Source organism: Pseudomonas sp. fls2-241-R2A-110, from assembly GCF_030209165.1.
Lineage (GTDB): Bacteria > Pseudomonadota > Gammaproteobacteria > Pseudomonadales > Pseudomonadaceae > Aquipseudomonas.
Genome location: NZ_JARVSN010000045.1, coordinates 18,969 through 45,447 on the forward strand (window position 1 = coordinate 18,969; position 26,479 = coordinate 45,447).

Consider the following 26,479-nt stretch of genomic DNA (forward strand, 5'->3'; position numbering starts at 1 on the left):
GCAAAGGCATTCAGGCTACCTCACGCAGGGCCGTCGGATCGATGGAAAGTGCCAGGCGCTGACCATCGGGATGCAAATCGGCCGCCGAGCGGTTCAGCACATCCACCACCAATTCCACGCCCCGGGCTTCGATCCGGTAGCGAATCACGTTGCCCAACAGGCTATGGCTGCGCACTTGCGCGTCAAGCTCGCCATTGAGGCTCAGTTCGATGGCCTCCGGGCGAATCGCGATGCGATGGGTGATTGGCCGCTGTAGCAGCTTGGTTGCGCTGGCAGGGTCGAGCAAGTTGTAGTTGCCGATAAAACCGGCGGCAAAGACATCCACCGGGGCGGTGTAAAGGGTTTCGGCGTCGCCGCTCTGTACGATTTTTCCCTGATTCATCAGGAAAATCCGGTCAGACATGGTCAGCGCTTCTTCCTGGTCGTGTGTGACGAAGATCGTGGTCAGGCCCAGTTCACGCTGGATCTGACGGATCTGTTCGCGCAGGTGCTTGCGAATCCGCGCATCCAGGGCCGACAACGGCTCATCCAGCAACAACAACCGAGGCCGCGTGACCAACGAGCGGGCGAGGGCCACACGTTGGCACTGGCCGCCTGACAGTTGATGCGGGTAGCGGGCGGCAAAGTCGTTGAGCTCCACGAGACTCAGTACTTCGGTCACGCGTTTCTGGCTGTCGTCGGCGTTGACCTTTTGCATGCGCAAACCGAAGGCGACGTTCTGTTCCACGGTCATGTTGGGGAACAATGCGTAACTCTGGAACACCATGCCGATTCCGCGTTTTTGCGGGCTCATCGGCACGAGATCGACACCCTCCAGCAGAATCTTGCCGCCATCCACCGAGGTCAGGCCGGCGATGCAACGCAGCAGTGTGGATTTGCCGCAACCGGACGGGCCGAGCAGGGTGACGAATTCACCTTTCTGGATTTCGCAGTTGATGTCGCTGAACACCGTGGTGCCCGCGTAGCTTTTCTGTAGGTGTTGGACGCTGACATAGCTCATTCGCTTTTGTCCTTGTTCAAGATATTGGCCGCCCAGGTCAGAACCAGCACAAAGAAGAAGTAGGAGATCACCAGCGCACTGGTGAAGTGGCCGCTGCTGTTACGCATGTTGTTGAGGTAGACCTGCAGGGTTTCGTAGCGGGTGCCGACCAGGATGTTGGCGAACACGAATTCACCGAACAGGAACGAGAACGACAGCAGCAACGCCACCATCAAACCCTTGCGCAGATTGGGCAGCACCACCAGGAACGCGGCTTGCCAGGTACTGGCGCCGAGCAATTGGGCGGCGTCCATCAGGTCGCGCAGGTTGATCGCTTGCAGGTTGTTGGTGATCGCCCGGTACATGAACGGCAGTGCGATGGTGAAGTAGCAGCCGATCAGGATCCACGGCGTACCCACCATCGCAAACGGCCCGGAACCGTAGAGCTGCAACAGCCCCACCGACGACACCACCGGCGGCACCGCGAAGGGCAGCAGGATCAGGATGTTCATCAGCGCATCGAGTTTGGGGAAGTGGTAATGCACCACGAAGAGCAGCGGCAGGATCAGCACCACCGACAGGATCAGCGCGCCGACGCACACCAGCAACGATTGCCCGAACGCATGCAGAAAACGTGGATCGCTCCACAGCTGGATGTACCACTTGAAGGTAAAGCCGCTGGGCAGAATCGTCGCCGACCAATTGCTGGCAATCGAATAAATCAACGTCCCGGCCAGCGGCAGCAACAGAATCGCAAACAGCAGATACACCACGACGCGGTGATAGACACCGACAGGGCCCAGTTCAACGCGAGACATGGTAGCTCCTCTTCAACAGCAGCTGATGCACGATGGTCACCAGGGTCATCAATGCCACGAGCACCACGGCCAGGGCACTGGCCAGGTTAGGGTCCAGCGAGATGTCGCCGGAGACCATCGCCGCGATGCGGATTGGCATCACGTTGAAGTTGCCAGTGGTCAACGCGTAGACCGTGGCGTAGGCGCCGAGAGCGTTGGCCAGCAGGATCACGAAAGTGCCGAGCAATGCCGGCGTCAGCACGGGCAGGCCGATATGCCGCCAGAACTGCCAGCTGTTGGCCCCGAGCAGTTCGGCGGACTCACGCCAGTCTTCGCGCAAGGCGTCGAAGGCCGGGTAGAGCAGCAATACGCCCAATGGAATCTGGAAGTAGGTGTAGAGAATGATCACCCCGGTTTTCGAGTACAGGTTGAAATCCTGAATGATTCCGGCCTGCTTGAGCATGATGGTGAAGCTGCCGTTGAAGCCCAGCAGAATGATGAACGCAAAGGCCAAAGGCACGCCGGCGAAATTGCTGGTCATGTTGGCGAACGCATTCACGAAATTACGCAGTTTAGAGTCGACCCGGCGCAGGGAATAAGCGCCCAACACCGAGATGATGATGCCGAATACGCTGGACCAGAAACTGATCTCGAGGCTGTACTGGATCGCCTGCATATAGAACTTCGAATTGAAGATCTTGGTGAAGTTGGTGATCCCCCAACCGAACTCTTCCGATTGCAGGCTGTTGATCATCACCCAGACCAGCGGCGCGATCTCGAACACGATAAAGAACAATACGAAGGGCACCAGGCATAACGCTGCCAGCCATTTGCCGCGAGTCATGGCATTCACTTGAGCAGCTCCCGGCACACAGGTTTGTCATGGGGCGCACCCAGCAGTTCGCAGACGGTACCGCAGATTTCAGCCTGTTTCGGTGTGGCGCCGGCGTTGAAGCTGAAGGCGTCGCCGAGGACGAACAGCGGCACTTCGCGCTCTTCCGGCAACAGGCCGTTGTGGGAGCGGTCGTTGTTCATGCCGTGGTCGGCGGTCACCAACACCTGATAGCCGCTGTCGAGCCAGCCTTGCAGGTAATCGGCGAGGATGATGTCGGCCGAGCGGGCGCTGTTGCGGTATTGCGGGGTGTCGAGGCCGTGCTTGTGCCCGGCGTCGTCGATGTTCATGGGGTGAATCAGTAAAAACGCCGGGTCATGACGCAGGCGCAGGTTTTCGGCGTCGGCGAACAGGTGTGAATCGGGGTAGTGATCTGTCCAGTAGAAGTGACCGTGCTGGATCGGCAGATCGGGGGCGTCGGTGTGGCGATCCCGTGCAGCCACGAACGGCGAACGATTGTACAGTTCGCTGACCCAGTGATAGGCCGCGGCGGCTGTCGTCAGGCCGGCATCGCGGGCGTAGTGATAAATGCTGCGCTGGTTGGACAGGCGCGAGACGTTGTTATGGACAATGCCGCTCTCGATGGGCGCAACGCCGGTGAGGATGCATTCGTACAGGGGGCGGGACAGGGCCGGCAGTTCGCACTCCAGTTTGTAGAGCGCCGCGCGTCCTGCGCCGACATAAGCCTGCAGGTGCCCCATGGCGTGGCGCGCGACCTCGTAGTTGAGGCCGTCGAGCACGACAAGGATGACGTTGTGCTTCATAGGGGCAAAACTCCGCGAAACAGACATTCGAAAACTTGAAATTCACACGGACCCGTGTGGGAGCGAGCTTGCTCGCGATAGCGGTTGTCCAGTCAACATCACCGTTGAATGTAAGTCCGCCATCGCGAGCAAGCTCGCTCCCACAGGGATCTCCATTAGCCCGTCAGATGGCGGGCTGCAGGATTACTTCATTTCGACGATGACTTCTTCGTTCCACTTCTGCGGCAGGGCCTTGGAGCTCTTCTCCCATGCATCCGCGTCCTTGATCGGCGTGACATTTTTATACTGCTCGTTCGGCAGCAGCTTGGCCTTTACGTCTTCCGGCAGTGTGATGTGCTCGGCGCGGATCGGACGGGCGTTGCCTTTCGCCAGGTTGATCTGACCGGCATCGCTGAAGATGTATTCGCGAGTCAGCTTGGCGGCGTTCGGGTTCTTCGCGTATTTGTTGATGATGGTGGTGTAGCCGGAAATCACCGAGCCATCGGAAGGGATCACCACCACGTAGTCATCCGGGTTGGCCATCTTGGCCCTGTAGCTCAGGCCGTTGAAGTCCCAGACCACGCCGACTTCGATTTCACCCTTTTCCATCGTAGCGATGGTCGGGTTGGCCATGGACAGGCGGCCCTGCTTGGCAATGTCTGCAAAGAACAGCAGCGCAGGTTGCAGGTTCTTCTCGTCGCCACCATTGGCCAGTGCTGCGGACAGTACACCGTTGGCGGCCTGGGCCGCGGTGCTCACGTCACCGATAGACACCTTGTATTTACCGGTTTTCAGATCAGCCCATTTGGTAGGCGCATCGGATTCGTGCAGCAGCTTTTTGTTGATGATGAAGGCGATGGTGCCGGTGTAGGCCAGTGCCCAGTTGCCGTCCTTGTCTTTGGCCCACTCCGGAACCTGATCCCAAGTGCTTGGCTTGTAAGGTTGCACCACGCCCTGTTTGACAGCGATAGGGCCGAAAGCGGCGCCAACGTCGCCGATGTCGGCACTGGCGTTGTCTTTTTCAGCGGCGAACTTGGCAATTTCCTGCGCCGAGCTCATGTCGGTATCGATGTGTTTCAGGCCGTAGTTCTTGGCCAGGTCTTCCCAGGTGCCTTTCCAGTTAGCCCAGTCATCGGGCATGCCGACGCTATTGACCGCGCCTTCCGCTTTCGCAGCGGCTTCCAGGGTTTTCAAATCATCAGCGGCCATTGCGGCGGTGCACATGGCAATGGTCGAGCCTAACAGTGATGCCAGGAAAAGCTTTTTCATCCGAAGCTCCTTTGGGCGTTTTCAACGCTGCGATTGCGGTTGTGTTGGTCTAGGTCAGCAATACCTGAGCCAATTTAGGCGCCGCTGATGACATTTTGATGTCGATGAGTGGTCGGCCACTATTTTTCAAACGCTAATGCTCAGGCTTGCGGGTAAGCGTAGACCATGGCTAAAGGGCTGATACAAAAGGACTTGGCCGTGATTTTGCAGATGTCTGACTCAACCGTTCGGCGGCTTTGTCATCTGCCAGTCACACGCAGTGCCTAGGCTTGCAGGGAGTTGATGGAGCCGGTTTGAGCGACGGTTCCGCCCCGAAACAGTGCTGGTCTAGTCCAGATAGGTAACGTTGATGCGCATTGAGACCACCAAAGCGGTGACAGCCATTGGTCAGGTTCTACAGGAACAGCTCGACCACGGCCTGCTGGCGTCCGGTAGCAAGCTGCCGTCCGAGCGCAAACTCAGTGAGTTGTTCGGTACCACGCGGATCACTGTGCGTGAAGCATTGTTGCAACTGGAGGCCCAAGGGCAGATTTATCGCGAGGAGCGCCGTGGCTGGTTCGTGTCGCCGCCGCGCCTGGCTTACAACCTGATGCAGCGCAGTCACTTTCACGCGATGGTCAGCGCCCAGGGGCGTGTGCCGTCCACCGAGGTGATTTCGGCGCGCTTGCAACCGGCGTCGGCGGCGGTATGTGCTTGGTTGCAGTTGCCGGCGTTGTCGAGCGTGATCCAGATCTGCCGGGCGCGGCGTATCGATGAGCGGCTGGTGTTGTACGTGGAGCACTACCTCAATCCGCAGTATTTTCCGGGGATTCTGGAGTTTGATTTGAATCAGTCGATTACCGAGCTGTACGCCAGGCACTACGACTTGCACTACGGGCGGGTTCGTTTCGAGATCGTGCCGACGGCGTTGTCGGTGGATGCGGCGGCGGCCTTACGGGTGTCGGTGGGAAGTCCGGGGCTGCGGATTGCCCGGGTCAATTATGACCAGCATGAGCGGTTGATCGATTGTGACCTGGAGTTCTGGCGGCATGACGCGATTCATGTGGGCGTGGATGTGGTTTGACTGGCGGGTTTGTCTGGAAGACCTGGGTGCCCCTATCGCGAGCAAGCTCGCTCCCACAGTAGATCTCCTGAGTATGCAATTTTGCGGCTGGCCAGGACCAAATGTGGGAGCGAGCTTGCTCGCGATGGCGTCCGTGCAGTCACTCCTGTTTTTCCTGCCCGCCGCCCGCCGTGATCACCTGCACGCTCATGCGCGGTGTCGCCAGATCCATTCCAGCCTCATCCAGATGGCGCTTGAGCGACAAATTGAACGCCCGTGAAACTTCCCACTGCTTGATCGGCGCGGTCTTGAACCGGGCACGAAGAATCGCGTTGCCGGACTCGAAACTCTCGACACCCTGGATCTCCAGTGGCGACCAGATGTTGCGGCGTTGCAGCGGGTCGGTGCGCATTTTCTGACCGACTTCGCGCATCAGTTTGATCGCTTCGTCGATGTCCATGCTGGAAGGCACCGCGACCCGGAAGATCGCGTAGCCGAATTCCCGCGAATAGTTCTTGATGCTTTTGATTTCGCTGAACGGAATGGTATGGACGATGCCGTCGATGTCACGCAGCCGCACGGTGCGGATGGTCAGGCCTTCGACGGTGCCCAGGTGACCGCCGACGTCCACGTAGTCGTCGATGGCCAGGGAGTCTTCGATGATGATGAACAGGCCCGTGATCAAGTCCGCGACCAGCGACTGTGCACCGAAACCGATGGCCAGGCCGATCACACCGGCACCGGCCAGTAGCGGCGTGACGTTCATGCCCATGTTCGCCAGCGCGACGATCAGCGCGATGATGAAAATCGCCACGAACAGCACGTTGCGGATCAGCGGCATCATCGTCTGCGCGCGCGCGTTTGCCAGGCCTTTGCGTGAGCGGGTCAGGGCGTGGTGCACGGCGGTGTCGCTGAGGATCCAGACCAGCCAGGCAAAAATCAGCGTGCCAGCGAGGCTGAACAGTTTGACGCTGATTTCATGGCCTTCACCTTCGGTGAAGCCGATCAGCGACATGCCCCAGACACGCAGGCCCAACTCGATGAACGCCAGCCAAACCAAGAGATGGGCGAGGTTGTAGAAGAAGCTTTTCAGGCGCTCCGAATACAGCGCATGACGTTTCACCCCGCGTTGCGGTTTCAGCGAATGGCGCCGCACCAGGCCGTTGATGACCATGCACAGCACCAGCAGCACGGTGCAGATCAGCGACTGACGCAGTGCGGTGCTGGTATCGCCGGCCGAGACAAACGTGGCGAACAGCGAGATGCCCACCAACACCAGGGCCGGCACGTACCAGAAGGTCCCCAGAATATCGATGGTGTCGCTGAGCGCGCGGCGGGTCAGGCGGCGGGACAACGGTTGGTTGCGGATCAGGTGCGCGATCGGTCGACGAAAGCGCAGGATGAACAGCCCCGTGGACAGCGCCGCCAGGACGTTGGCCACGGTGGCTGCGGTGTGAGCCAGGTGCGTGCCGAGGCTGGTGACCAGGCGCGGATCGCTCAGCGCTTCACCGAAGGCCGCAAAACTGCCGATCAGCCACAATGGCCGAAACGCTTGATGCCGCAGGATGTACAAGGCGCGATGGCGATGGGGGCCATCGAGCACGGAAAAGGCGATGACACAGATGGCCGAAAAACAGGTGCCGACCACCAGCGCATACGCCAGCACCATGGCCAGGCTTTTGCCCAGTGACGAGGGCAGGGCGTAGCTCATGTAGACCGTGATGACCAAGGCAATCAGCCACGGCCCGAGTTTGCGCAGGGCAAAGCGCAACATGTCCAGGGCCTTGGGGTGTTGCGGCAGCTCTTCAGTCAGGCCGAAGCGCATGCGCACCCGGTGACCGACCCAGATCAGCGCGGCGGCCAGCAGGCTCCAGACCATCAGGATCATGGCGAAAGCGAAGATGATCGGCAGCCATTCATTGGCCGGCAACATCAAGTCCATCAGCTCATCCTCGGCCAGGGCAAACTCCTCGGACCAGCGCGTGAGCGGGCTGTCGGCCCCGGAAAACTGCTTTTCGAAAGTGGCCAGCGTGCCGCCGATCAGGCCGAGAACGCCTTCCTCTGCGGTCGGCTGGGCTTTTTTGGTGACATCGCGCAGTTTCTTCAGGTCGGCCAGCAACTTTGTCCGTTGCTGATCGTTCTCCAGCGACTTGATGACTTCGTCCAGCGATTGTCCCAGCGGGGCCTGTGCTTCTGGCTGGGCCTTGGTTGAACTACCGAGCAGGCTCGGCAAACCAACCGCTTGCGCAGGCGCCATCGGCAGCAGCGTCATCAGGCAGACAAGGAAAAAATACGGCAGGGCGAAAAGACGAGCGAGCACTAGGCGGTCAACCTCGGGATGAACGGATTGGCCGAGTGTACGAGCCCGTCAAAATCAATGCGAGTCGGGGGAGGATTTATTCGTTGAGTTTGGCGAGGATCTTGAACACTACCGTCGCCAGGATCGTCAGCATGCCGATCCACATGGCGAATACACCGGCGTTTTTGTCGCGAAAGTTGAAGCCGATTGCCAGCAGGATCATCCCTGCAAGAATGGGGATCAGCATGGCGTGGAACGAAGACAACGTGATCATGGGTGACTGCCTTGTCGGACGGGTATTTAAAGTCTAGGTGGCTTTTGGACGACCGTTGGTGAGGTGTGCTGGATCTTTAAATCAGCGGGGTCTAAGCCGACGCCATCGCGGGCAAGCCCGCTCCCACATTGAAATGCATTCCAGTGTGGGAGCGGGCTTGCCCGCGATAGCGTCAGTGATTACGGCAGCTCTTGGCAGGCGTAGAACGCGCTCAGCACTTTGACCAGGTGCGCCAGGTCGTGGCTGCCGCACAGTTCGCGGATCGAGTGCATGGCGAACGTCGGCAGGCCGATGTCCACGGTGCGCACGCCCAGATGGCTGGCGGTGATCGGGCCGATGGTCGAGCCGCAGCCCATGTCGCTGCGCACCACGAAGCTCTGCACCGGCACTTCTTCGGCCATGCACAGATGGCGGAAGAACCCGGCGGTTTCGCTGTTGGTGGCATAGCGCTGGTTGCTGTTGACCTTGATCACCGGGCCGGCGTTGAGTTTCGGGCCGTGGTTGGCATCGTGCTTGTCGGCGTAGTTGGGGTGCACGCCGTGGGCGTTGTCGGCCGAGACCAGCAGGGATTTCTGAATGGTGCGTACGAACTCGTCACCTTCGGGCAGCAGACGACGCAGGGTTTGCTCAAGCATCGGGCCATCGGCGCCGCACGCCGAGCAGGAGCCGACTTCTTCGTGGTCGTTGCACACCAGCACGCAGGTTTCGTCGGTTTCGGCGGTCAGCAAGGCTTGCAGGCCGGCATAGCACGACAGCAGGTTGTCCAGGCGCGCGCCGGCGATAAAGTCGCCATGCAGGCCGATGACGGCGGCGCTTTGGGTGTCGTAGAAGCTCAGCTCGTAGTCGAGCACCACATCGGCATTCAAACCGTGCTCCAGCGCAAGCTGATTGGTCAGCACGGCGCGGAAGTCCACCCGCTCGTCACCGGCAAATTGCGCGAGGATCGGCGGCAGTTCGGTCTGTGCGTTGATCGCCCAGCCCATGTTGGCTTCACGGTTGAGGTGGATAGCCAGGTTCGGGATCGTGGCGATCGGAGCCTTGAAATCGATCAGCTGGCTTTCGACCTTGCCGTCGCGGCGGAACGTCACGCGGCCGGCCAGGGACAGGTCGCGGTCAAACCACGGCGCCAGCAGCGCACCGCCGTAGACTTCGACACCCAGCTGCCAGAAACCCTGACGCTGCAGCTCCGGCTGGGGTTTGACCCGCAGGCACGGACTGTCGGTGTGGGCGCCCACCAGGCGAATCCCGCCATGCAGGGGCGAATGGCGTCCCATCTTGAACGCGACGATCGAGGAATCATTGCGGGTGACGTAGTAACGACCGTTGGCTTCGGTGGTCCACGGCTCGCGCTCGTCCAGACGCACAAAACCCGCCGCTTCCAGGCGTTGGGCAAGGCTGGCGGTGGCATGGAACGGGGTAGGGGAGGCCTTGAGGAAGTCGATCAGGCCTTGGTTCAACTCTTCGCGCATAAGAAGCTCCAGACAGCAGTGGCGCAAGTTTACCGTATTGAAAGCGCAAAGTGCGGCGGCGCAAAACTTGTGGGAGCGGGCTTGCCCGCGAAAGCGGACTCACATTCACCGTTGATGCTGATGCATCGCCATCGCGGGCAAGCTCGCTTTCACAGGGTTATTGCCTGCGCTTAAAACGGTGCCGGGCACTCGAAGCGCAAGCGTTCGCCGGTCTGAGGATGGGTGAAGCTGAGCATGCTGGCGTGCAGGCACAATCGTGGCCAGGCTGCCAGGGCTTGCTCGTGGGCATAGAGGCCGTCGCCCAGCAGCGGATGACCGATGGAGAGCATGTGCACACGCAACTGGTGGGAGCGACCGGTGATCGGCGTCAACTCGACGCGGCACCAGTCGCCACAACGCTCCAGCACACGCCAGAACGTCAGGGCATGTTTACCGAATTCGTGATCGACAACATGGCGCGGCTTGGTCGGCGGATCGTAGCGCAAGGGCAGGTCGATGCTGCCGCTGTCCAGTTCCGGCTGGCCCCAGCACAGAGCGGTGTAGGCCTTTTCGGTTTCGCGGTCGTGAAACTGCCGAGACAGCTCGCGATGAGTGTCCGGGTCTCGGGCCAACAGAATGATGCCCGACGTTTCCCAGTCCAGGCGATGGACGATTCGTGCTTCCGGGTAGCCGTTTTCTTGCAGGCGGGTAATCAGGCAATCCTTGTTGTCATCGGCCCGGCCAGGGACAGAGAGCAACAGGGTCGGTTTATCCACCACCAGTACGGCGGCGTCCTGATGGATGATGCGGATGTTGGACAGCGGCATTAAAACAGCCTCGTAACAAACGCCAACGGCGACTCAGGCCCCTTCCAATGAAAGAAGGGCCCTGAGCCGCCGTGGCTCCCGCTGGATCGACTAGCGATCCGGCAGGGTGATATTGAGTTCCAGGATCGAGCAGCTGCCCTGGTTTTCCAGAGCGACGTGCACGTCATCGGACCCGATATTGACGTACTTGCGGATTACTTCCACCAGTTCCTTCTGCAAGGCTGGCAGGTAGTCCGGTGTACTGCGTTGGCCGCGTTCATGCGCCACGATGATCTGTAGACGCTCTTTCGCTACCGACGCGGTGCTGACCTTTTTGCTGGCACGAAAGAAGTCAAAAAGATTCATTATCTACCTCCAAACAGGCGCTCGAAGAAACCCTTCTTCGTCACATCGAGAAAACGATGTTCCACGGTTTTGCCCAGCAGACGATCGACCGCATCGCTGTACGCCTGGCCGGCGTCGCTCTGGTCGTCGAGAATCACGGGCACGCCCGAGTTGGAAGCCTTGAGTACCGCTTGGGACTCCGGAATGACGCCCAGCAGGGCGACTGCCAGGATTTCCTTGACGTCTTCCACGCCCAGCATTTCGCCATCGCTGACGCGTTGCGGGTTGTAGCGGGTCAGCAGCAAGTGTTCCTTGATCGGCTCTTCGCCGTTTTCGGCGCGACGGGATTTGCTGGCCAGCAGGCCGAGCATGCGGTCCGAGTCACGTACCGAGGACACTTCCGGGTTGGTCACGATAATCGCTTCATCAGCGAAGTACATCGCCAGGTGGGCGCCTTTCTCGATACCGGCCGGGGAGTCGCAGACCACGTATTCGAAGTCTTCCTTGAGCGCCATCAGGACTTTTTCCACGCCTTCGACGGTCAGCGCGTCTTTGTCGCGAGTCTGGCTGGCGGCCAGCACGTAGAGGTTTTCGAGGCGTTTGTCTTTGATCAGCGCTTGCTGCAGGTTGGCTTCGCCGTTGACCACGTTGACGAAGTCATACACCACGCGACGCTCGCAACCCATGATCAGGTCGAGGTTACGCAGGCCGACGTCGAAGTCGACGATAACTGTTTTGTGACCGCGCAGAGCGAGGCCGGTACCGATAGCGGCGCTGGTGGTGGTCTTACCCACACCACCCTTGCCGGATGTAACCACTAGAATCTTGGCCAAGGTGTTTCACCCCTAAGGAAAAAGGACATTTAGCCCCTGAAAAACATCTCTTGAAAAACTACTGCAGTCGGACAGCCTTGGCTGGAATCCGGTCCAGAACAGCGATAAACACTGCTTTTGGCCTTTTTCCTACTTCGTTTGAGCCGTTTTCGCTACGTTTTAGAGATGCTTGGAAAATGCGGCAGTATCCGTTAAAGCCGAATGATGTTCAACACGTCGCCTGACAGGCTGACTTGCACACCCGAACCCCATAAAGGGTCGCGGCGCAAATCTTCGGACACCTTGTAATGGCCGGCGATGGAGACCAGTTCAGCGCTCATTTGCTGACAGAAAATCCTGGCCTTGGTGTCGCCTTTGACTCCGGCCAACACGCGACCGCGCATCGGGCCGTATACATGGATGTTGCCATCGGCGAGAAGTTCCGCACCCGGGCTGACCGACGAAATCACTACCAGATCGCAACCCTGGGCATATATCTGCTGGCCACCACGTACTGGCGACGTGATGACTTTTGTCGGTTTGATCGTCGGCTCGGGCGGCTTTTCCGGTTTTTTCTTCACCTGGCCTTCCAGCGGGTCCAGCGGACGCTCTCGGGCACCGGACGGCGGCAGCACCGGCAAATCGACGGCAATGGCGGCCGCGATGTCCTCGATGCGGCTGGCGCGGATCGCCAGGGTGCGCAGGCCATGCTGGCGGCAAACGCGCATCAGCCCCGGCAGATCGACCGCGCCTTCGCTGGCCGGGAGTTTGTCCAGGGCCAGCACCAACGGCGCGTTGCTGAAGAAATTCGGCGCTTGTGCAACCTTGGCGGCCAGTTGCCGATCAAGGTTCTCAAGGTCGTTGCGGGCCAGTTCCAGCACCGTAATGGCGAGCATGCTGCCCTTCAGCTGGAACACGGGATCTTGGTCTAGCGGTTCGGTTTGGCTCATGGTCGGCATACAACGGCTTGTCACTAAAAGTGCCGAGACTTATAACGAGAACGCCCGCAAGCCGCAAGCCGGGTCGAACGATGTAGAATGCGCGGCCATTGTCTTTCCGGAACATTTAATGGATCGCCCGCGTTTTCGAAAAACATTTCTTATGCCGCGTTTCTGGCCGCTGTGGTGTGGCTTGGGGCTGTTGTGGCTGATTGTTCAGTTGCCGTATCCGGTGTTGCTGTTTATCGGTCGCCTGCTGGGCGCATTGATGTATCGGCTGGCGGGCGACCGACGGCGCATTGCCAAACGCAATCTGGAACTGTGTTTTCCTGAAAAGTCCGCTGCCGAACGCAAGCGCCTGCTCAAGGAAAACTTTGCCTCCACCGGCATCGCGTTCTTTGAGATGGCCATGAGTTGGTGGTGGTCGCGCCAGCGTCTGGCGAAGCTGGCCCATGTCGAAGGGCTGGAGCATCTGACAAAGGCGCACCGTGAAGGCAAGGGCGTGATCCTGATGGCGGTGCATTTCACCACGCTGGAAATCGGCGCGGCGCTGCTGGGGCAGCAGCACACCATCGATGGCATGTACCGCGAACACAAGAATCCGCTGTTCGATTACATCCAGCGCCGTGGCCGCGAGCGCCACAACCTTGATTCGCTGGCGGTGGAGCGCGACGACGTGCGCGGCATGCTCAAGCTGCTGCGGTCCGGACGGGCGATCTGGTACGCACCGGACCAGGACTATGGCGCCAAGCAAAGCATTTTTGTGCCGTTTTTCGGGATCCAGGCAGCGACCGTCACCGCCACCAGCAAATTTGCGCGATTGGGCAAGGCACTTGTCGTGCCGTTCACCCAGCGCCGCCTGGCCGATGGCAGCGGTTATCGACTGGTGATCCATGCACCGCTCGAAGGGTTTCCCGGCGAGACCGAAGAGGCCGATTGCATTCGCATCAACCAGTGGGTCGAAGGTGCGTTGCGCGAATGTCCGGAGCAATACCTCTGGGCCCATCGGCGCTTCAAGAGCCGTCCGCCGGGCGAGCCGAAGCTTTATAAGAAACGCGGTTGAGTCACCGATTCCCTTAAGCGCCATGGAGTGTTGCGATGAGTCCTGCTGAACCGGTTACAGGGTTGATTCTTTCCGGCGGTGGGGCTCGGGCGGCTTATCAGGTGGGCGTGCTGGCAGCGATTGCCGAGATATTGCCGATGGGCGCGGCGAATCCGTTTCCGGTGATCGTCGGCACCTCGGCGGGGGCGATCAATGCGGTCAGCCTGGCCAGCGGGGCGATGGATTTTCGGGGTGCGATCGAGCGCCTGACCGCTTTCTGGCAGGGCTTTCGCAGTCATCTGGTGTTGCGCAGTGACTGGCCCGGCGTGATCAGCCAGGCCACCCGGTTTGTCAGCCACAGTTTGCTGGGGCTCGGGGCGCCGGTGCCGGTCGCGTTGCTCAACAGTTCGCCGCTGCGCGGTTTGCTCAACGACAAATTGCACATGGGCGGCATCGCCGAGGCCATCGCGCAAAAGCAATTGCACGCGGTCGCCGTCACAGCGTTCGGTTACGAGTCCGGACAGGCCGTCACGTTCTATCAGGGCGGCGGGACCATCGACGCCTGGTTGCGTCATCGGCGCATCGGCATTCCCACCCAACTCAGCGTCGAGCACTTGCTGGCCAGCTCCGCGATTCCGCTTCTGTTCGCGCCAGTGAAAATCGGCGAGGAGTATTTCGGCGATGGCGCGGTACGCCAATCCGCACCGATCAGTCCCGCGCTGCACTTGGGCGCGAGCCGAGTGCTGGTGGTGGGCGTCAGCGGCAACCCGCGCGGTGTCGACCCGGAGCAGCCGCTGCAACGCGCTTACACGGGGCAGCAGCCATCGCTGGCGCAAATCGGTGCGCACATGCTCAACAGTACGTTCATTGACAGCCTGGAAAGTGACATCGAGTTGCTGCAGCGTCTGAATCAGTTCAGTCACCTGCTGCCCGATGGCACGCCGACCCGTGCGTTGGGTGTGGCGCCGGTGGAGGTGTTGGTGATTTCGCCGAGTCAGCCGATCGACGAGATTGCGGCGCGGCATCGGCAGGAGTTGCCGGCGGCGTTGCGCCTGTTTCTGCGCGGGCCAGGGGCGACCAAGACCAGCGGAGCGGGGGTGTTGAGTTATTTGCTGTTCGAGGCGGGATATTGCAGCGAATTGATCGACCTGGGGCGCCGGGATGCGTTGGCCAAGCGCGAGGAGCTGTGCCGGTTTCTCGGGTTGGCGGAGCCTGTGGTTTCGGCTTGAGATTGGCGGTGCGGCTATCGCGAGCAGGCTCGCTCCCACAATTGACCGCGTTGTGGGAGCGAGCCTGCTCGCGAAGGCGTCCTTGCAGACGCCTGCCCTTTCAAAATCAGAAGTGGAACTTGACCAGGAAGCTCGTCACGTTCTGATTGGTGGTGAATGCACGGGTATCGTCGATCCCGTACTTGTCTTTCCAGTAGTCGTACTCAACACCGACATACAGCTGCTTCGCGCCGATATTCAGCGCTTTGCCCAAGTCGTATTTGACCTGTGGGTTGAAGTGCAGGTTGGCGTGGTATTCGCCTTTGTTATTGACGTCGTTGTCCATCACCCAGTCCATGTAACCATCAATCAGGATGCTCGAGTCGCCGACCGGAATGGTGTAGGACCACACGGGTGTGACCTGCCAGACGTTGTCACCCGGGCGCGAACCGTCGGTGTGGCGCTGGTAGAAGTTCAGCTGGAAGTAGTCGAACCCGGGAATCGCCAGGTCGAAACCCGGACCGATCAGGTAAGACTCGACATCGCCTTCACCGAACTCGTAGGTCATCGCCAGCAATACATCTTTGATCGGGCCGAATTCGATCTTCTGGTCGAGCACTTTGCCCAGGGAAATACGTGGCTGGAATTCACCGTAGTAGGTGTTCGAGCCAACGTTATGGTCCGCGGCACCGTTGTAGAAGATCTTGTCGACGAAGAAGAAGTTATCCCCGTATTTCCAGGCGTCGGCATGCTCGAAGGTGACCGTTTGCTGGATGGCCGGGTTGACCTTGAAGTCCTTGCCATACAAGTAGGTCAGGCTGTTGTTCTGCCATTGCAGCAAGTCGCCGGCCATTGCCTGGCCCCCGGCCAGTAACGAACCCGCGAGCATCAGGCTGGTGCACGTACGTTTCATTCGGTTGCTCCCAAAAAGAAGGTGGTTCCACGTTATTTTTCTAAGGTCGGCGCTCTGGTGTGGCGCCTTTTTCTTTAGCTGTAAAAAATTATCCATACGGTCAGCTTTAGTGCTGTTAGCAAGAGCTGAGCCAAGGCTTTCGATAAGCAAAAAAACTCCCGCTCGGCGGCTCAAGAGCAGTCGATTGAGAGGGGTTTTGGAGGGCCTTGGTACCGTCCAGAGCCGGGATAAGTTGGCTTTCTGGTCAGGAATTAAATCCGGGCTTTTTTTTAACGCGGATTCAGGCGGCCGCGGAGAATACTGACTCCTTGGCCAGGTCTCAAGTGCCCCGCAACAGCGCACCGACGACAGGTTTGGAGCACGGTTGCGGGCCATCTTAAAAGTGCACCTTCACCAGCAGGCTGGTGGTGTTCTCATTGGTGTCGAGGCGGGCGCTGTTTTCGATGCCGTATTTGTTTTTCCAGTAGCTGTACTCGACGCCGACGTACACCTGTTTCTCCCGCCAGCCCATGGCTTTGCCCAGGTCGTACTTGATCTGCGGATTGAAGTGCAGGTTGGCGTGGTAGGTGCCCTGTGAGTTCTGGTCGTTATCCACGACCCAGTCGATGTAACCGTCGATCAACAGGTTCGAGTTGGCCAATGGCAGGGTGTAGGACCAGGCCGGCGTGATCTGCCAGACATCGTCGCCGGGACGCGAGCCTTCGGTCTGGCGGTAGTAGAAGTTCAAGGTGAAAAAATTGAAGCCCGGTACCGCGAGGTCGAAACCGGGGCCGATCAGATAGGCTTCGGTATCGTCTTCGCCATTCTCGTAGGTCATGGCCAGCAACACGTCCTTGATCGGGCCGAATCCGAAATGGCGGTCGAGGATTTTGCCGAAAGACAGGCGCGGACTGAACTCACCGTAATAGGCGTGAACGCCTTTGTTCCGGTCTTTCTCGCCGTTGTAGTAAGTGCTGTCGAGGAACAGGAAGTTGTCGCCGTATTTCCAGCGGTCGGCGTGTTCAAAGGTGATCGTCTGCTGGATCGACGGGTTGACCGCGAAGTCCTTGCCATACAGATAGCTCAGGCTGTTGGTTTGCCATAGCAGCAAATCTCCGGCCATGGCCTGACTGGCGGCCAATAGACCACCGCCTAACAGCATGTTTGTCTGTGTTCGAATCATCTGTTGCTCCCTCTTGTTTTTATTGTTTGAGGCACAGGCAGCCCTGACCTGTGGGAGCGGGCTTGCTCGCGAAAGCGGTGTGTCAGTCAACAAAGATGTTGAGGCTGATGGCCCCTTCGCGGGCAAGCCCGCTCCCACAGGTTTCTGTGGCGCTGGTGGGTTAGTGCGGGTGAGCGGGGCAGTCGTTGATGGCCGCGCGTTCTTTACCGCCGAGGATGTTGAACAGCAGGTTCAGCGACAGCGCACTCAAGGTCGCCATGGCGATGCCGCTGTGCGTGATCGGACTCATCCACAACGGCAGGTGGGCGAAGAATTCCGGTCGCACCACCGGAATCAGTCCCATGCCGATGCTCACCGCCACCAGCAACTGGTTGCGACGGTCACCGATGTCGGCTTCCTGAAGGATCTTGATGCCGGTGGCCGCAACCATGCCGAACATCGCAATCGCTGCGCCGCCCAGCACCGCTGGCGGAATCGACGCCACCAGAAACGCCGCTTTGGGCAGCAGGCTCAACACCACCAGCAAGCCACCGGCAACGATGGTCACCGAACGGCAGCGCACGCCGGTCATCTGCACCAGGCCAATGTTCTGGGCGAAAGATGAGTGGGTGAAGGTGTTGAAGAAACCGGCGACAAACGAGGCGCCGGCATCGCAAAGCAAGCCGCGACGCAGCATCCGTGGGCAGACTTCCTGACCGGTGATTTTGCCCAGGGCAAGGAACATCCCGGTGGACTCGACGAAGATGATCACCACCACCAGGCACATGGACAGGATCGGTGCGAGTTCAAATTTGGGCAGGCCGAAGTGTAACGGGGTGACGATCTGCAGCCATGGCGCCTGGGCCATGCCGCTCAGGTCGACCATGCCGATCAGCCCGCAGACCACGTAGCCCAGGCACATGCCAATCAGCACGGAAATGTTGACCCAGAAACCGCGCATGAAACGGTGTACCACCAGAATGGTGGCCAGCACCAACGCGGCGATGGCCAGGTAAACCGGTGAACCGAATTGAGCCGCGCCAGCGCCACCACCGGCCCAGTTGACGGCCACGGGGAACAGCGACAAACCGATCGAGGTGATTACGGTGCCTGTCACCAGGGGCGGGAAGAAGCGTACGACTTTGGACATGAAGGGCGCGATGATCATGCCGAAGAAACCGGCGGCAATAGTCGCACCGAAGATCCCTTGCAGACCGATACCCGGCATGCCGGCCATGGCGACCATGCTGCCCACCGCGGCGAAACTGGCGCCCATCATCACCGGCATGCGAATGCCCATCGGGCCGATGCCCAGCGACTGCACGATGGTGGCGATCCCGGCTACCAGCAGGTCGGCATTGATCAGAAAGGCGATTTCTTCGCGGTTCAGGCCGGCGGCCTGTCCGATGATCAGAGGCACTGCGATGGCACCGCCGTACATCAGCAGAACGTGTTGCAGGCCAACCAGAATCAGTTGCAAAAGGGGCAATCGCTGAATAGCGGGTGCGTCGGGGATGCGCGCTTCGGATAGCTCGGACATGCAACACCTCGGATCTTTTTTATTCTTGTGATTTTGTGCGTCAGGTTGACCGCGGCGCGGCCAATCGCGGGCAAGCCCGCTCCCACAGGGACAACCTGAATCCTGTGGGAGCTGGCTTGCCTGCGATGCTTTTCAACGGTTAGTTGGTTTGAGCTCCCTGAACAATCCAGGCACCGATCAGGTCACGTTCCTGCTGGGTCATCTGGGTGATGTTGCCCAGTGGCATGATCTGGCTGGTAACGGCTTGCGCCTGGATGCGTGGTGCGTTCTGGCGGATCTGCTCGGGGGTGTCGAACATCACGCCGGCCGGTGCGGCACTGAACAGCGGGCTGGTCGGTTTGGCCGAGTGACACACCGCGCAACGTTCCTGAATCACGCTGTGCACCTTGTCGAACGCCGGACCCTGGTTCGACGCCTGGGCCGGTGCGGCAGCCGGAGCTGCAGGTTTTGCGGCTTCAGGTTTGGCGCCACCACCGAGGGCGGTTTCCGGCAGCGGCTGGTACTCGATGGCGCCAGGTGCCTTGGCCACTTCAGGTGCGCTGGACATCGGCGCCGGGCCAGTCACGTAAGCCAGGCAGATCATGCCGACCGCTGCCACCGGCAACGTCCAGGCAAACTTGTGGCTGTCATGACGGGTGTTGAAGTAGTGACGCACCAACACCGCCAGCACCGCGATCCCGGCCAGGATCAGCCAGTTGTATTGGCTGCCGTAGGTGCTTGGGAAGTGGTTGCTGATCATGATGAACAGCACCGGCAAGGTGAAGTAGTTGTTGTGACGCGAACGCAACAGGCCTTTGGCTGGCAGCGCCGGATCGGGCGTGCGGTTCTCGGCAATCGCTGCCACCAGTGCGCGCTGCGCCGGCATGATGATGCGGAACACGTTGCCGACCATGATGGTGCCGATGATCGCGCCGACGTGCAGGTAAGCACCACGACCGCTGAACACTTTGCTGAAGCCATAGGCGGCGCCAATGATCAGCACGAACAGGATTGCGCCGAGCAGGGCAGGGCGTTTGCCCAGGGCCGAGTCGCAGAGGAAGGAGTAGATGAACCAGCCGATGAACAGCGAGCCGATACCGATGGCCACGCCTTCAGGACCGCTCAGGGTGCTGCCCGGCGCCAGCAGATACAGCGTCGGGTTGGAGTAGAACACCACGCACAGCAGCGCGATGCCTGACATCCAGGTGAAGTAGGCTTCCCATTTGAACCAGTGCAGGTTGTCCGGCATGGTCGGTGGGGCCAGTTTGTATTTTTCCAGGTGGTAGATACCGCCGCCGTGGATCGCCCACAAATCGCCGGCCAGACCGCTTTTCGGATTGACCCGATTGAGGTTGTTTTCCAGCCAGACGAAATAGAACGACGCACCGATCCAGGCCACGCCAGTAATCATGTGAACCCAGCGCACGCTCAGGTTCAGCCATTCCAACAGATGTGCTTCCACAGTCTTTACCTCTCGCCTGTCACTCTGTTGTCGAGTGATCAGACCTTCTCTTATTGGTGGGGGGCGAGGATCAAACGCTCATCCTCTTTGAAAAAATGCTCATCGCAGTTGTTGCCTGTGCCACTGCGATCAACCACCAGGAAGTCATCCCGCTTTTCGATCGTCAGCACCGGATGGTGCCAAACGCCGCGATGGTAATTAATGCCCTGCCTGCCGTTGGTGACGAAGGCGCGGACCAAGCCTGATACAGGTTCATCGCCAAGTGGCGCGACCACGATCAGAAAGGGGTTGCCGAGCAGCGGAATGAAAGCCTGGCTGCCCAGCGGGTGACGCTCCAGCATGCTGACGGTCAGCGGCATGTCCTGCGCGTCGGCGCGGAAGATGCTGATGATCGCCTTGTCGTCTGGCGTGGCGGTTTCCACCGTCGCCAGTTTGTGAAAGCGCATGGTCGAACCGTTGTTGATCATGAAGTGATCGCTGCCGTCGGTTTCGATCACGTCACCGAAAGGGGCGAAGGCTTCTTTGGTCAGCGGTTCAATCGTCAGTGTGCGCATGCTGGTCTCTTATCAGAATTCTGTGTTTGATCGTTCCCACGCTCTGCGTGGGAATGCAGCCCGTGACGCTCCGCGTCACATCTAAAGCGGACGCAGAGCGTCCGGTGATGCATTCCCACGCGGAGCGTGGGAACGATCGGATGTTACTTAGCGACCTTGCCCAAAACACGCAGGCGACTCACACCACCGTCCGGGAACACGTTCAGGCGGATGTGGGTGATCGGGCCCAGGGCTTTGATCTGCTCGGCGAAGGTGTGTTCGGCGTGCATTTCCAGTTTCTGCGCCGGCAGCAATTCGCGCCAGAACAGCGATTGGGTTTCGATCTGGCTGTCGGTGCCACCCTTCACGAAGGCGCCCTGGATCGAGCAGGTGTCCGGGTAGTTGCCCTTGAAGTGCAGGGTGTCGACGATGACTTTTTCGATCTCGCCGGCATGACCCAGCGCGACGATCACCCAGTCATTGCCCGGGGTGCGACGACGCGCCGTTTCCCAGCCGTCGCCCATGTTGATGCCACGGCCCGGGTTGAGGATGTTGCTCATGCGACCGAAGTGTTCGTCGGAGCAGGCCAGCGCGCGGCCACCGTTGAGCGCGGCGGCGAGGTCGACTTGTTCGTTATCGCCGACAGAAGACCAGTCGCGGAACGGAATGCCGTACACACGCAGACGGGCCACGCCACCATCCGGGTAGATGTTGAAGCGCAAGTGGCTGAAGGCCTGGTCATTGCTGATTTCGTGGTAGTGGTGGCTGTTGCCTTGCAGCTCGACAGCGGACAGCACTTCAGTCCACTGGGTGTTGTCGTCCGGTTCGCCCGAGGCCAGGAAGCACGCTTCCAGGGAGGCCGACGGCGGGAAGTTGCCGGTGAAGAATGAAGTGTCGATGTCCACGCCTTTAATCGAACCCGGTACGCCCAGGCGGATCACGGCGCTGTCGTAGCCTTCAAAGCGCTTGCGGCGCGATTCCCAGCCGTCCATCCACTTGCCGTTGTCATCGAACACGCCTTCTTTCCACACAGCCGGAGTCGGCTGGAACAGGCGGTTGGCATCAGCGAACCAGTCATCGGTGACCGAAATGATTTTGGTGCCCAGGCGGGCGTCGGCCAGGTTGACGAACTTCTCGAAAGGTACGGCGTAAGCTTTCATTCTTCTTGTCTGCCTTTAATAAGTTGGCTTGGGATGCTTGCCAGGCCCTGGGTGTTTCTTCGCGTTTAAGAACACTCGGGCGAGGCTTGCTTATAGGGTCAGTAATCGGAACAGGGCGATCTTGTTGATCTCCGCCAGCGCGCACTTGAATTCGGTGTCTGCCGGGTTGTGAATGCGCGTTTCGAACGCCGCGAGGATCTGATGCCGGTTGCTGCCTTTTACCGCCATGATGAAGGGAAACTTGAACGTGGCCTTGTAGGCGTCGTTCAGCTCGGTGAAGCGAGAAAACTCTTCGGCCGTGCATTGGTGAATACCGGCGCCAGCTTGTTCATTGGTGCTGGCTTCGGTCAGTTGGCCCTGGACGGCGGCTTTGCCGGCCAGGTCCGGGTGAGCGTTGATCAGGGCCAGTTGGCTTTCATGATCGGCGCTCAACAGGATGTCGCTCATGCGCTGGTGCAGGGTTTCGATCTCGTCGATCGAGGCGTCCTGGCCCAGGTCGAAAGCCTTTTCGGCTACCCATGGCGAATGTTCGTAGATGTCGGCGAAGGCTTTGACGAACGCGTCGCGGCTCAGGGTCGAGGGTTTCAGTGTTTGAAAGGTGCTCATTGGGCAGCCCCTTGGTACGGGTGGGTTTCGTGCCAGTGGCGCGCGATGTCGACACGGCGGCTGAACCACACCTGCTCATGACTTTTAGCGTAATCGATAAAGCGCTTGAGCGAGGCCAGGCGCGCTGGACGGCCGATCAGGCGGCAGTGCAGGCCGATCGACAACATCTTCGGTGCTTCGGCGCCTTCGGCGTACAGCACGTCGAAGGCGTCTTTGAGGTATTCGAAGAAATCGTCGCCCTTATTGAAACCCTGAACCTGGGTGAAGCGCATGTCGTTGGTGTCCAGGGTGTACGGGATCACCAGGTGCGGCTTGCCGGTCGGGTTGTTGGGTTCCCAGTAGGGCAGGTCGTCGTCGTAAGTGTCGCAGTCATAGAGGAAACCGCCTTCTTCCATCACCAGTCGACGAGTGTTCGGACCGGTGCGGCCGGTGTACCAGCCCAGCGGGCGTTCGCCGGTGAGTTCGGTGAGGATGCGGATTGCTTCGAGCATGTGCTCGCGTTCCTGCGCCTCGTCCATGTACTGGTAATCGATCCAGCGATAGCCGTGGCTGCAGATCTCGTGGCCGGCCTCGACCATCGCGCGGATCACATCCGGGTGGCGCTGGGCGGCCATGGCCACGGCGAAGATGGTCAGCGGAATGTCGAATTCCTTGAACAGTTTCAGAATCCGCCAGACGCCGGCACGGCTGCCATACTCGTACAAGGATTCCATGCTCATGTTGCGCGCGCCTTGCAGCGGCTGGGCCGAAACCATTTCCGAGAGGAAGGCTTCAGACTCTTTATCACCGTGCAGGATATTGCGCTCGCCGCCTTCTTCGTAATTGAGTACGAACGACAAGGCGATGCGGGCATTGCCCGGCCAGTGGGGGTGAGGAGGGTTACTGCCGTAACCGATCAGGTCGCGTGGGTAGTCAGCGCTCACTGCAGTCTTCCTTCTTATTCGTTGACAGGTTGTGTGGCGGCCTGGCGATGAGATGACAGGCTGGCGTCACAGCGATGGGTTGATTGTATACAACTTTATATTCACTTTGTAAGCCTGATTTTTTGCATTTTTGATGAACTGTCATCTTCTCATGCTACTGCAAGAAACTTGCCCAGTTGGTCAGGTAATGGGTGGGAGGTCCGCTGAGAGCATGGTTTTTCTTCAGATTCACCTTGAAATCGACAATGGCGGGACTGGCTGCAAAAATGTCGTTTTTATTGTGTACAATTTTTTTGAAAAGTGTCTTAATCAGTCGCTCGCCGCAGCGTTTCGTGCTCCGAATCGGTGCGGTCTCCTTTTCAACTGACTTCGGGAGGCGCGAGGCCTGACTGCTCTTTGCAGGCGGGCGCGCAGAATCAATGGGACGTTTGACTACACACGTTTTGGACGCTGCACACGGTTGCCCGGGCAGCTCGATCAAGGTCGAGTTGTACCGCGTTGAAGGCTCGCAGCTGGAATTGGTCGCCAGCGCGATCACCAACAGCGACGGCCGTGTCGATGCGCCGCTGCTGCAAGGCGATGACTACCGTTCCGGGGTCTATCAGGTTCAGTTTCATGCGGGCGATTACTACCGCGCCCGTGGCGTTCAGCTCCCGGAGCCGGCGTTCCTGGATGTGGTGGTGCTGCGTTTTGGCATCTCTGCCGAACAGGATCACTACCATGTACCGCTGCTGATTTCGCCATACAGCTATTCCACGTACCGCGGCAGCTGATCCCCCAAGCAGCTGCCTCAACCTGGAAGCGACTGCGCATATAGCTTCTTTGGTCTTTCGCCCGCTCACACTGCGGGCTTTTTTTTGCCTTTAAAAATGTGCTGACAGATCTGGCGTTATCGCGAGCAGGCTCGCTCCTGCAGAAGTATGCGGTCCCCTGTAGGAGTGAGCCTGCTCGCGATGCTTTTAGCTGTTAGCGGCTCAACAGCGATGCAGCTCCGGCACCACTGAACAACCCGGCACTGACCCGGTTGAACCAGCTCTGGCCCTTGCCGCTGCGCAGATACCGCGCCGCACCATGTGCGCCCAGTCCGTAAGCCAATTTGCACAGCAGATCGAGCACGGTCCAGGTCGCAATCATCACCAGCAATTGCGGCAGGAACGGCTGCCCGGCATTCAAAAACTGTGGCAGGAAAGCGGCGAAGAACAGGATGTCTTTCGGATTGCTCGCGCCCAGCACGAACGCGCGCCCGAACAGTGCGCGAAAGCGTGGCACCGGCGCCGCCTGGGGCACTTGAGCGCCCACCGATGGCTGGCGCGATTGCTGCCAGCTCTGCCAGGCGAGGTAGAACAGGTACAACGCGCCGACGATTTTCAGGGCGCTGAACAGTTGTTCCGAAGCCAGCAACAGCGCGCCCAGACCCAACGCCGAAGCACTGAGCAAGCAGATCGAGGCAATCACGCCACCCAGAAATGCCGGATATGAACGACGCAAGCCGTAATTCAGGCTGTTGCTGATCATCAGCAACGACAGGGGGCCGGGGATCAGGATCACCACCAGCGCAGCGCCACTGAACAGCAGCCAGGTTTCCAGACTCATCACTTTCCTCCATTTGTGCAAAAGCCCCACCCGACGGGGTGAGGCTGTTTTGAATCCTGTTTTTGAATCGTATGCGGCTTACAAGAAAACGAACTTGGCGATGAAGATCGCGCACAGCACCCACAAACTGACGGAAATTTCCTTGTGCTTACCGGTGAACGCCTTGAGCACCACGTAAGTGATAAAGCCCAGTGCGATACCGTCAGCCACCGAGAAGGTCAGCGGCATCATGATCGCGGTGACGATCGCCGGAATACTGTCGGTCGCTTCGTCCCATTCGATGTGCTTCATGCCGCCCATCATCAGCATTGCCACGTAAATCAGCGCACCGGCGGTTGCGTAAGCGGGGATCATGCCAGCCAGCGGTGCGAAAAACATCGCCGCAATAAATAGCACACCTACGGTCACTGCGGTAAGACCAGTCCGACCACCTGCCGCGACACCGGCAGCACTTTCCACGTAGCTGGTCACTGGCGGCACACCGACCATTGCCCCGAAGACGCTGGACGCGCTGTCGGCTTTCATGGCGCGGGAGAGGTTTTCGATCCGGCCGTCAGCGTTCACCAGGTTGGCGCGCTGAGCGACGCCCATCAAGGTGCCGGCGGTGTCGAACATGTGCACGAAGAGGAACGCGAGCACCACGCTGATCATGCTGACGTTGAACACGCCGGCAATGTTCATGGCCATCCAGGTGGGGGCCAGGCTCGGCGGTGCCGACATGATGCCTTCGTAGTGGACAAGGCCCAGGCCCCAGCCCGCGAGGGTCACGGTGATGATGCTGATGAGGATCGCACCGAATACCTTGTGGTAGCTGAGCACGGCAATCATCAGGAAGCAGATGGCGGCGAGCAGCGGACCGGGTTCGCGAAGGGAGCCGAGCTTGATTAAGGTCGCTGGGCTATCGACGACGATGCCGGCGGTTTTCAGGCCGATCAGCCCGAGAAACAGACCCACGCCGGCGCCCATGGCGAAGCGCAAGCTCACCGGGATGCTATTGAGCAGCCATTCGCGAATCCGCGAAAAGGTCAGGATCATGAACAACACGCCGGAAACAAACACTGCGCCGAGGGCGGTCTCCCAGTTGTAGCCCATGGTGCCGACCACGGTGTAGGTGAAGAAAGCGTTCAAGCCCATGCCTGGCGCCAGGCCGACTGGCCAGTTGGCGTAGAGGCCCATCAGCAGGCAGCCCAATGCCGCGGCGATGCAGGTCGCGACGAACGCGGCACCGTGATCGATCCCCGCGTCAGCCATGATGTTGGGGTTGACGAAAATGATGTAGGCCATGGTGATGAAGGTTGTCAGACCGGCAATCAGCTCGGTCTTCACCGTGGTGCCGTGCAAGGTGAGTTTGAAGATGCGCTCCAGCCAGCCATTGCGTAACGGCGGCGAGAGTTCCAGCGTCGGGGCTTCGGATTTGCGGCTTTCCACAGCGAGTACTCCTCAAGAGTTTTATTGTTATTTCCAGGGCCGGACCCATGAGGGTGGCGGCGGCCCTTTGAGGCACTTGCGAATTTGTTGACCGGTTGGTCAGGAACTCGCACGAAGTGGATTATGCTTTTGTATACAAATAAAGCAAATAATGTTTTTGATCTTGTAGACGAAAAGTTTGGCGATAGGGATATATCGCCTGTTCTGGCCCCTTCGCGAGCAAGCCCGCTCCCACAGGTGATCGGGTTCCTTCAGAGGAATGCGGTTGAGTGTGGGAGCGGGCTTGCTCGCGAAGAGGCCAGATTGG

Annotated in this window: 26 protein-coding genes; 4 read left to right on the forward strand and 22 right to left on the reverse strand. The window is 59.5% G+C overall.

The features are described 5' to 3' along the window. Positions 1 to 10: 10 nt before the first annotated feature. From QRN31_RS29870 to QRN31_RS29890, 5 genes are all read right to left on the reverse strand, one after another. Positions 11 to 1,000: an ABC transporter ATP-binding protein gene (locus QRN31_RS29870; RefSeq protein ID WP_285436429.1), complete on the reverse strand. Its 990-nt coding sequence runs from the start codon at positions 998 to 1,000 to the stop codon at positions 11 to 13. Continuing rightward, complete coding sequence (locus QRN31_RS29875) at positions 997 to 1,797, reverse strand: ABC transporter permease (protein WP_285436430.1); 801 nt, start codon at positions 1,795 to 1,797, stop codon at positions 997 to 999. The genes QRN31_RS29870 and QRN31_RS29875 overlap by 4 nt, the downstream gene beginning before the upstream one ends. Next, positions 1,784 to 2,629 carry an ABC transporter permease gene (locus QRN31_RS29880; protein ID WP_285436431.1) on the reverse strand — a complete coding sequence of 282 codons (846 nt, stop codon included), beginning with the start codon at positions 2,627 to 2,629 and terminating at the stop codon, positions 1,784 to 1,786. Before QRN31_RS29880 ends, QRN31_RS29875 begins: the two co-directional genes overlap by 14 nt. After that, the gene (locus QRN31_RS29885; protein ID WP_285436432.1) at positions 2,626 to 3,432 is read right to left on the reverse strand and encodes an alkaline phosphatase family protein; all 807 of its coding nucleotides are present in this window, start codon (positions 3,430 to 3,432) and stop codon (positions 2,626 to 2,628) included. The genes QRN31_RS29880 and QRN31_RS29885 overlap by 4 nt, the downstream gene beginning before the upstream one ends. A 183-nt stretch (positions 3,433 to 3,615) precedes the next feature. Further along, positions 3,616 to 4,680, reverse strand: a complete 1,065-nt coding sequence (locus QRN31_RS29890; protein ID WP_285436433.1) for an ABC transporter substrate-binding protein — start codon at positions 4,678 to 4,680, stop codon at positions 3,616 to 3,618. A gap of 349 nt (positions 4,681 to 5,029) precedes the next feature. Between QRN31_RS29890 and QRN31_RS29895 the strand changes: the two genes are divergently transcribed. Beyond that, on the forward strand, positions 5,030 to 5,743 hold the full coding sequence (locus tag QRN31_RS29895; RefSeq protein WP_090181765.1) for a UTRA domain-containing protein: 714 nt from the start codon (positions 5,030 to 5,032) through the stop codon (positions 5,741 to 5,743). A 139-nt stretch (positions 5,744 to 5,882) separates the two neighbouring features. Here the strand turns inward: QRN31_RS29895 and QRN31_RS29900 are convergent, their stop codons facing one another. From QRN31_RS29900 to minC, 7 genes are all read right to left on the reverse strand, one after another. Further along, complete coding sequence (locus QRN31_RS29900; RefSeq protein WP_285436434.1) at positions 5,883 to 8,042, reverse strand: mechanosensitive ion channel family protein; 2,160 nt, start codon at positions 8,040 to 8,042, stop codon at positions 5,883 to 5,885. 76 nt (positions 8,043 to 8,118) lie between these two features. After that, on the reverse strand, positions 8,119 to 8,295 hold the full coding sequence (locus QRN31_RS29905; protein WP_167360485.1) for a hypothetical protein: 177 nt from the start codon (positions 8,293 to 8,295) through the stop codon (positions 8,119 to 8,121). Between the two features lie 179 nt (positions 8,296 to 8,474). Next, positions 8,475 to 9,764: a M18 family aminopeptidase gene (locus QRN31_RS29910; RefSeq protein ID WP_285436435.1), complete on the reverse strand. Its 1,290-nt coding sequence runs from the start codon at positions 9,762 to 9,764 to the stop codon at positions 8,475 to 8,477. Between the two features lie 170 nt (positions 9,765 to 9,934). Next, positions 9,935 to 10,570 carry an RluA family pseudouridine synthase gene (locus QRN31_RS29915; protein WP_030131660.1) on the reverse strand — a complete coding sequence of 212 codons (636 nt, stop codon included), beginning with the start codon at positions 10,568 to 10,570 and terminating at the stop codon, positions 9,935 to 9,937. Between the two features lie 90 nt (positions 10,571 to 10,660). Next, positions 10,661 to 10,915 (reverse strand): cell division topological specificity factor MinE, encoded by a 255-nt coding sequence (gene minE, locus QRN31_RS29920; protein WP_007898843.1) that lies wholly within the window; start codon positions 10,913 to 10,915, stop codon positions 10,661 to 10,663. Then, positions 10,915 to 11,727: a septum site-determining protein MinD gene (gene minD / locus QRN31_RS29925; RefSeq protein ID WP_090181772.1), complete on the reverse strand. Its 813-nt coding sequence runs from the start codon at positions 11,725 to 11,727 to the stop codon at positions 10,915 to 10,917. Before minD ends, minE begins: the two co-directional genes overlap by 1 nt. Before the next feature lie 191 nt (positions 11,728 to 11,918). Continuing rightward, entirely contained in the window at positions 11,919 to 12,656 is a 738-nt protein-coding gene (minC, locus tag QRN31_RS29930; RefSeq protein ID WP_090188538.1) for a septum site-determining protein MinC, read from the reverse strand. 118 nt (positions 12,657 to 12,774) lie between these two features. Here minC and QRN31_RS29935 point away from each other — a divergent pair, with 118 nt between their 5' ends. Together QRN31_RS29935 and QRN31_RS29940 are read left to right on the forward strand one after the other, a co-directional pair. Continuing rightward, positions 12,775 to 13,707 carry a lipid A biosynthesis lauroyl acyltransferase gene (locus QRN31_RS29935; protein ID WP_285436441.1) on the forward strand — a complete coding sequence of 311 codons (933 nt, stop codon included), beginning with the start codon at positions 12,775 to 12,777 and terminating at the stop codon, positions 13,705 to 13,707. Positions 13,708 to 13,742: 35 nt separating this feature from the next. Then, entirely contained in the window at positions 13,743 to 14,915 is a 1,173-nt protein-coding gene (locus tag QRN31_RS29940; protein WP_285436442.1) for a patatin-like phospholipase family protein, read from the forward strand. Between the two features lie 106 nt (positions 14,916 to 15,021). Here the strand turns inward: QRN31_RS29940 and QRN31_RS29945 are convergent, their stop codons facing one another. The 8 genes from QRN31_RS29945 to puuE form a co-directional block, all read right to left on the reverse strand. Next, positions 15,022 to 15,807 (reverse strand): outer membrane protein OmpK, encoded by a 786-nt coding sequence (locus tag QRN31_RS29945; protein ID WP_285436444.1) that lies wholly within the window; start codon positions 15,805 to 15,807, stop codon positions 15,022 to 15,024. 376 nt (positions 15,808 to 16,183) lie between these two features. Then, positions 16,184 to 16,969 carry an outer membrane protein OmpK gene (locus tag QRN31_RS29950; RefSeq protein ID WP_285436445.1) on the reverse strand — a complete coding sequence of 262 codons (786 nt, stop codon included), beginning with the start codon at positions 16,967 to 16,969 and terminating at the stop codon, positions 16,184 to 16,186. 160 nt (positions 16,970 to 17,129) lie between these two features. After that, positions 17,130 to 18,488: a nucleobase:cation symporter-2 family protein gene (locus tag QRN31_RS29955; RefSeq protein WP_285436447.1), complete on the reverse strand. Its 1,359-nt coding sequence runs from the start codon at positions 18,486 to 18,488 to the stop codon at positions 17,130 to 17,132. A 139-nt stretch (positions 18,489 to 18,627) separates the two neighbouring features. After that, the gene (locus QRN31_RS29960) at positions 18,628 to 19,929 is read right to left on the reverse strand and encodes a urate hydroxylase PuuD (RefSeq protein ID WP_285436448.1); all 1,302 of its coding nucleotides are present in this window, start codon (positions 19,927 to 19,929) and stop codon (positions 18,628 to 18,630) included. Positions 19,930 to 19,979: 50 nt separating this feature from the next. Beyond that, positions 19,980 to 20,483, reverse strand: a complete 504-nt coding sequence (locus tag QRN31_RS29965) for an ureidoglycolate lyase (RefSeq protein ID WP_090181784.1) — start codon at positions 20,481 to 20,483, stop codon at positions 19,980 to 19,982. 143 nt (positions 20,484 to 20,626) lie between these two features. Further along, complete coding sequence (gene alc, locus QRN31_RS29970) at positions 20,627 to 21,622, reverse strand: allantoicase (RefSeq protein WP_090181786.1); 996 nt, start codon at positions 21,620 to 21,622, stop codon at positions 20,627 to 20,629. Positions 21,623 to 21,712: 90 nt separating this feature from the next. Next, a complete protein-coding gene (uraD, locus tag QRN31_RS29975) occupies positions 21,713 to 22,228 on the reverse strand; it encodes a 2-oxo-4-hydroxy-4-carboxy-5-ureidoimidazoline decarboxylase (RefSeq protein WP_285436449.1) in 516 nt (171 codons plus the stop codon). Further along, positions 22,225 to 23,151 (reverse strand): allantoinase PuuE, encoded by a 927-nt coding sequence (puuE, locus tag QRN31_RS29980; RefSeq protein ID WP_285436451.1) that lies wholly within the window; start codon positions 23,149 to 23,151, stop codon positions 22,225 to 22,227. Before puuE ends, uraD begins: the two co-directional genes overlap by 4 nt. A 419-nt stretch (positions 23,152 to 23,570) precedes the next feature. Between puuE and uraH the strand changes: the two genes are divergently transcribed. Next, the gene (gene uraH / locus QRN31_RS29985) at positions 23,571 to 23,924 is read left to right on the forward strand and encodes a hydroxyisourate hydrolase (protein ID WP_010456673.1); all 354 of its coding nucleotides are present in this window, start codon (positions 23,571 to 23,573) and stop codon (positions 23,922 to 23,924) included. A gap of 193 nt (positions 23,925 to 24,117) precedes the next feature. Here the strand turns inward: uraH and QRN31_RS29990 are convergent, their stop codons facing one another. Next, on the reverse strand, positions 24,118 to 24,744 hold the full coding sequence (locus QRN31_RS29990) for a LysE family translocator (RefSeq protein WP_222585357.1): 627 nt from the start codon (positions 24,742 to 24,744) through the stop codon (positions 24,118 to 24,120). A gap of 78 nt (positions 24,745 to 24,822) precedes the next feature. Then, positions 24,823 to 26,172 carry an NCS2 family permease gene (locus tag QRN31_RS29995; protein WP_222585358.1) on the reverse strand — a complete coding sequence of 450 codons (1,350 nt, stop codon included), beginning with the start codon at positions 26,170 to 26,172 and terminating at the stop codon, positions 24,823 to 24,825. Positions 26,173 to 26,479: the final 307 nt, after the last annotated feature.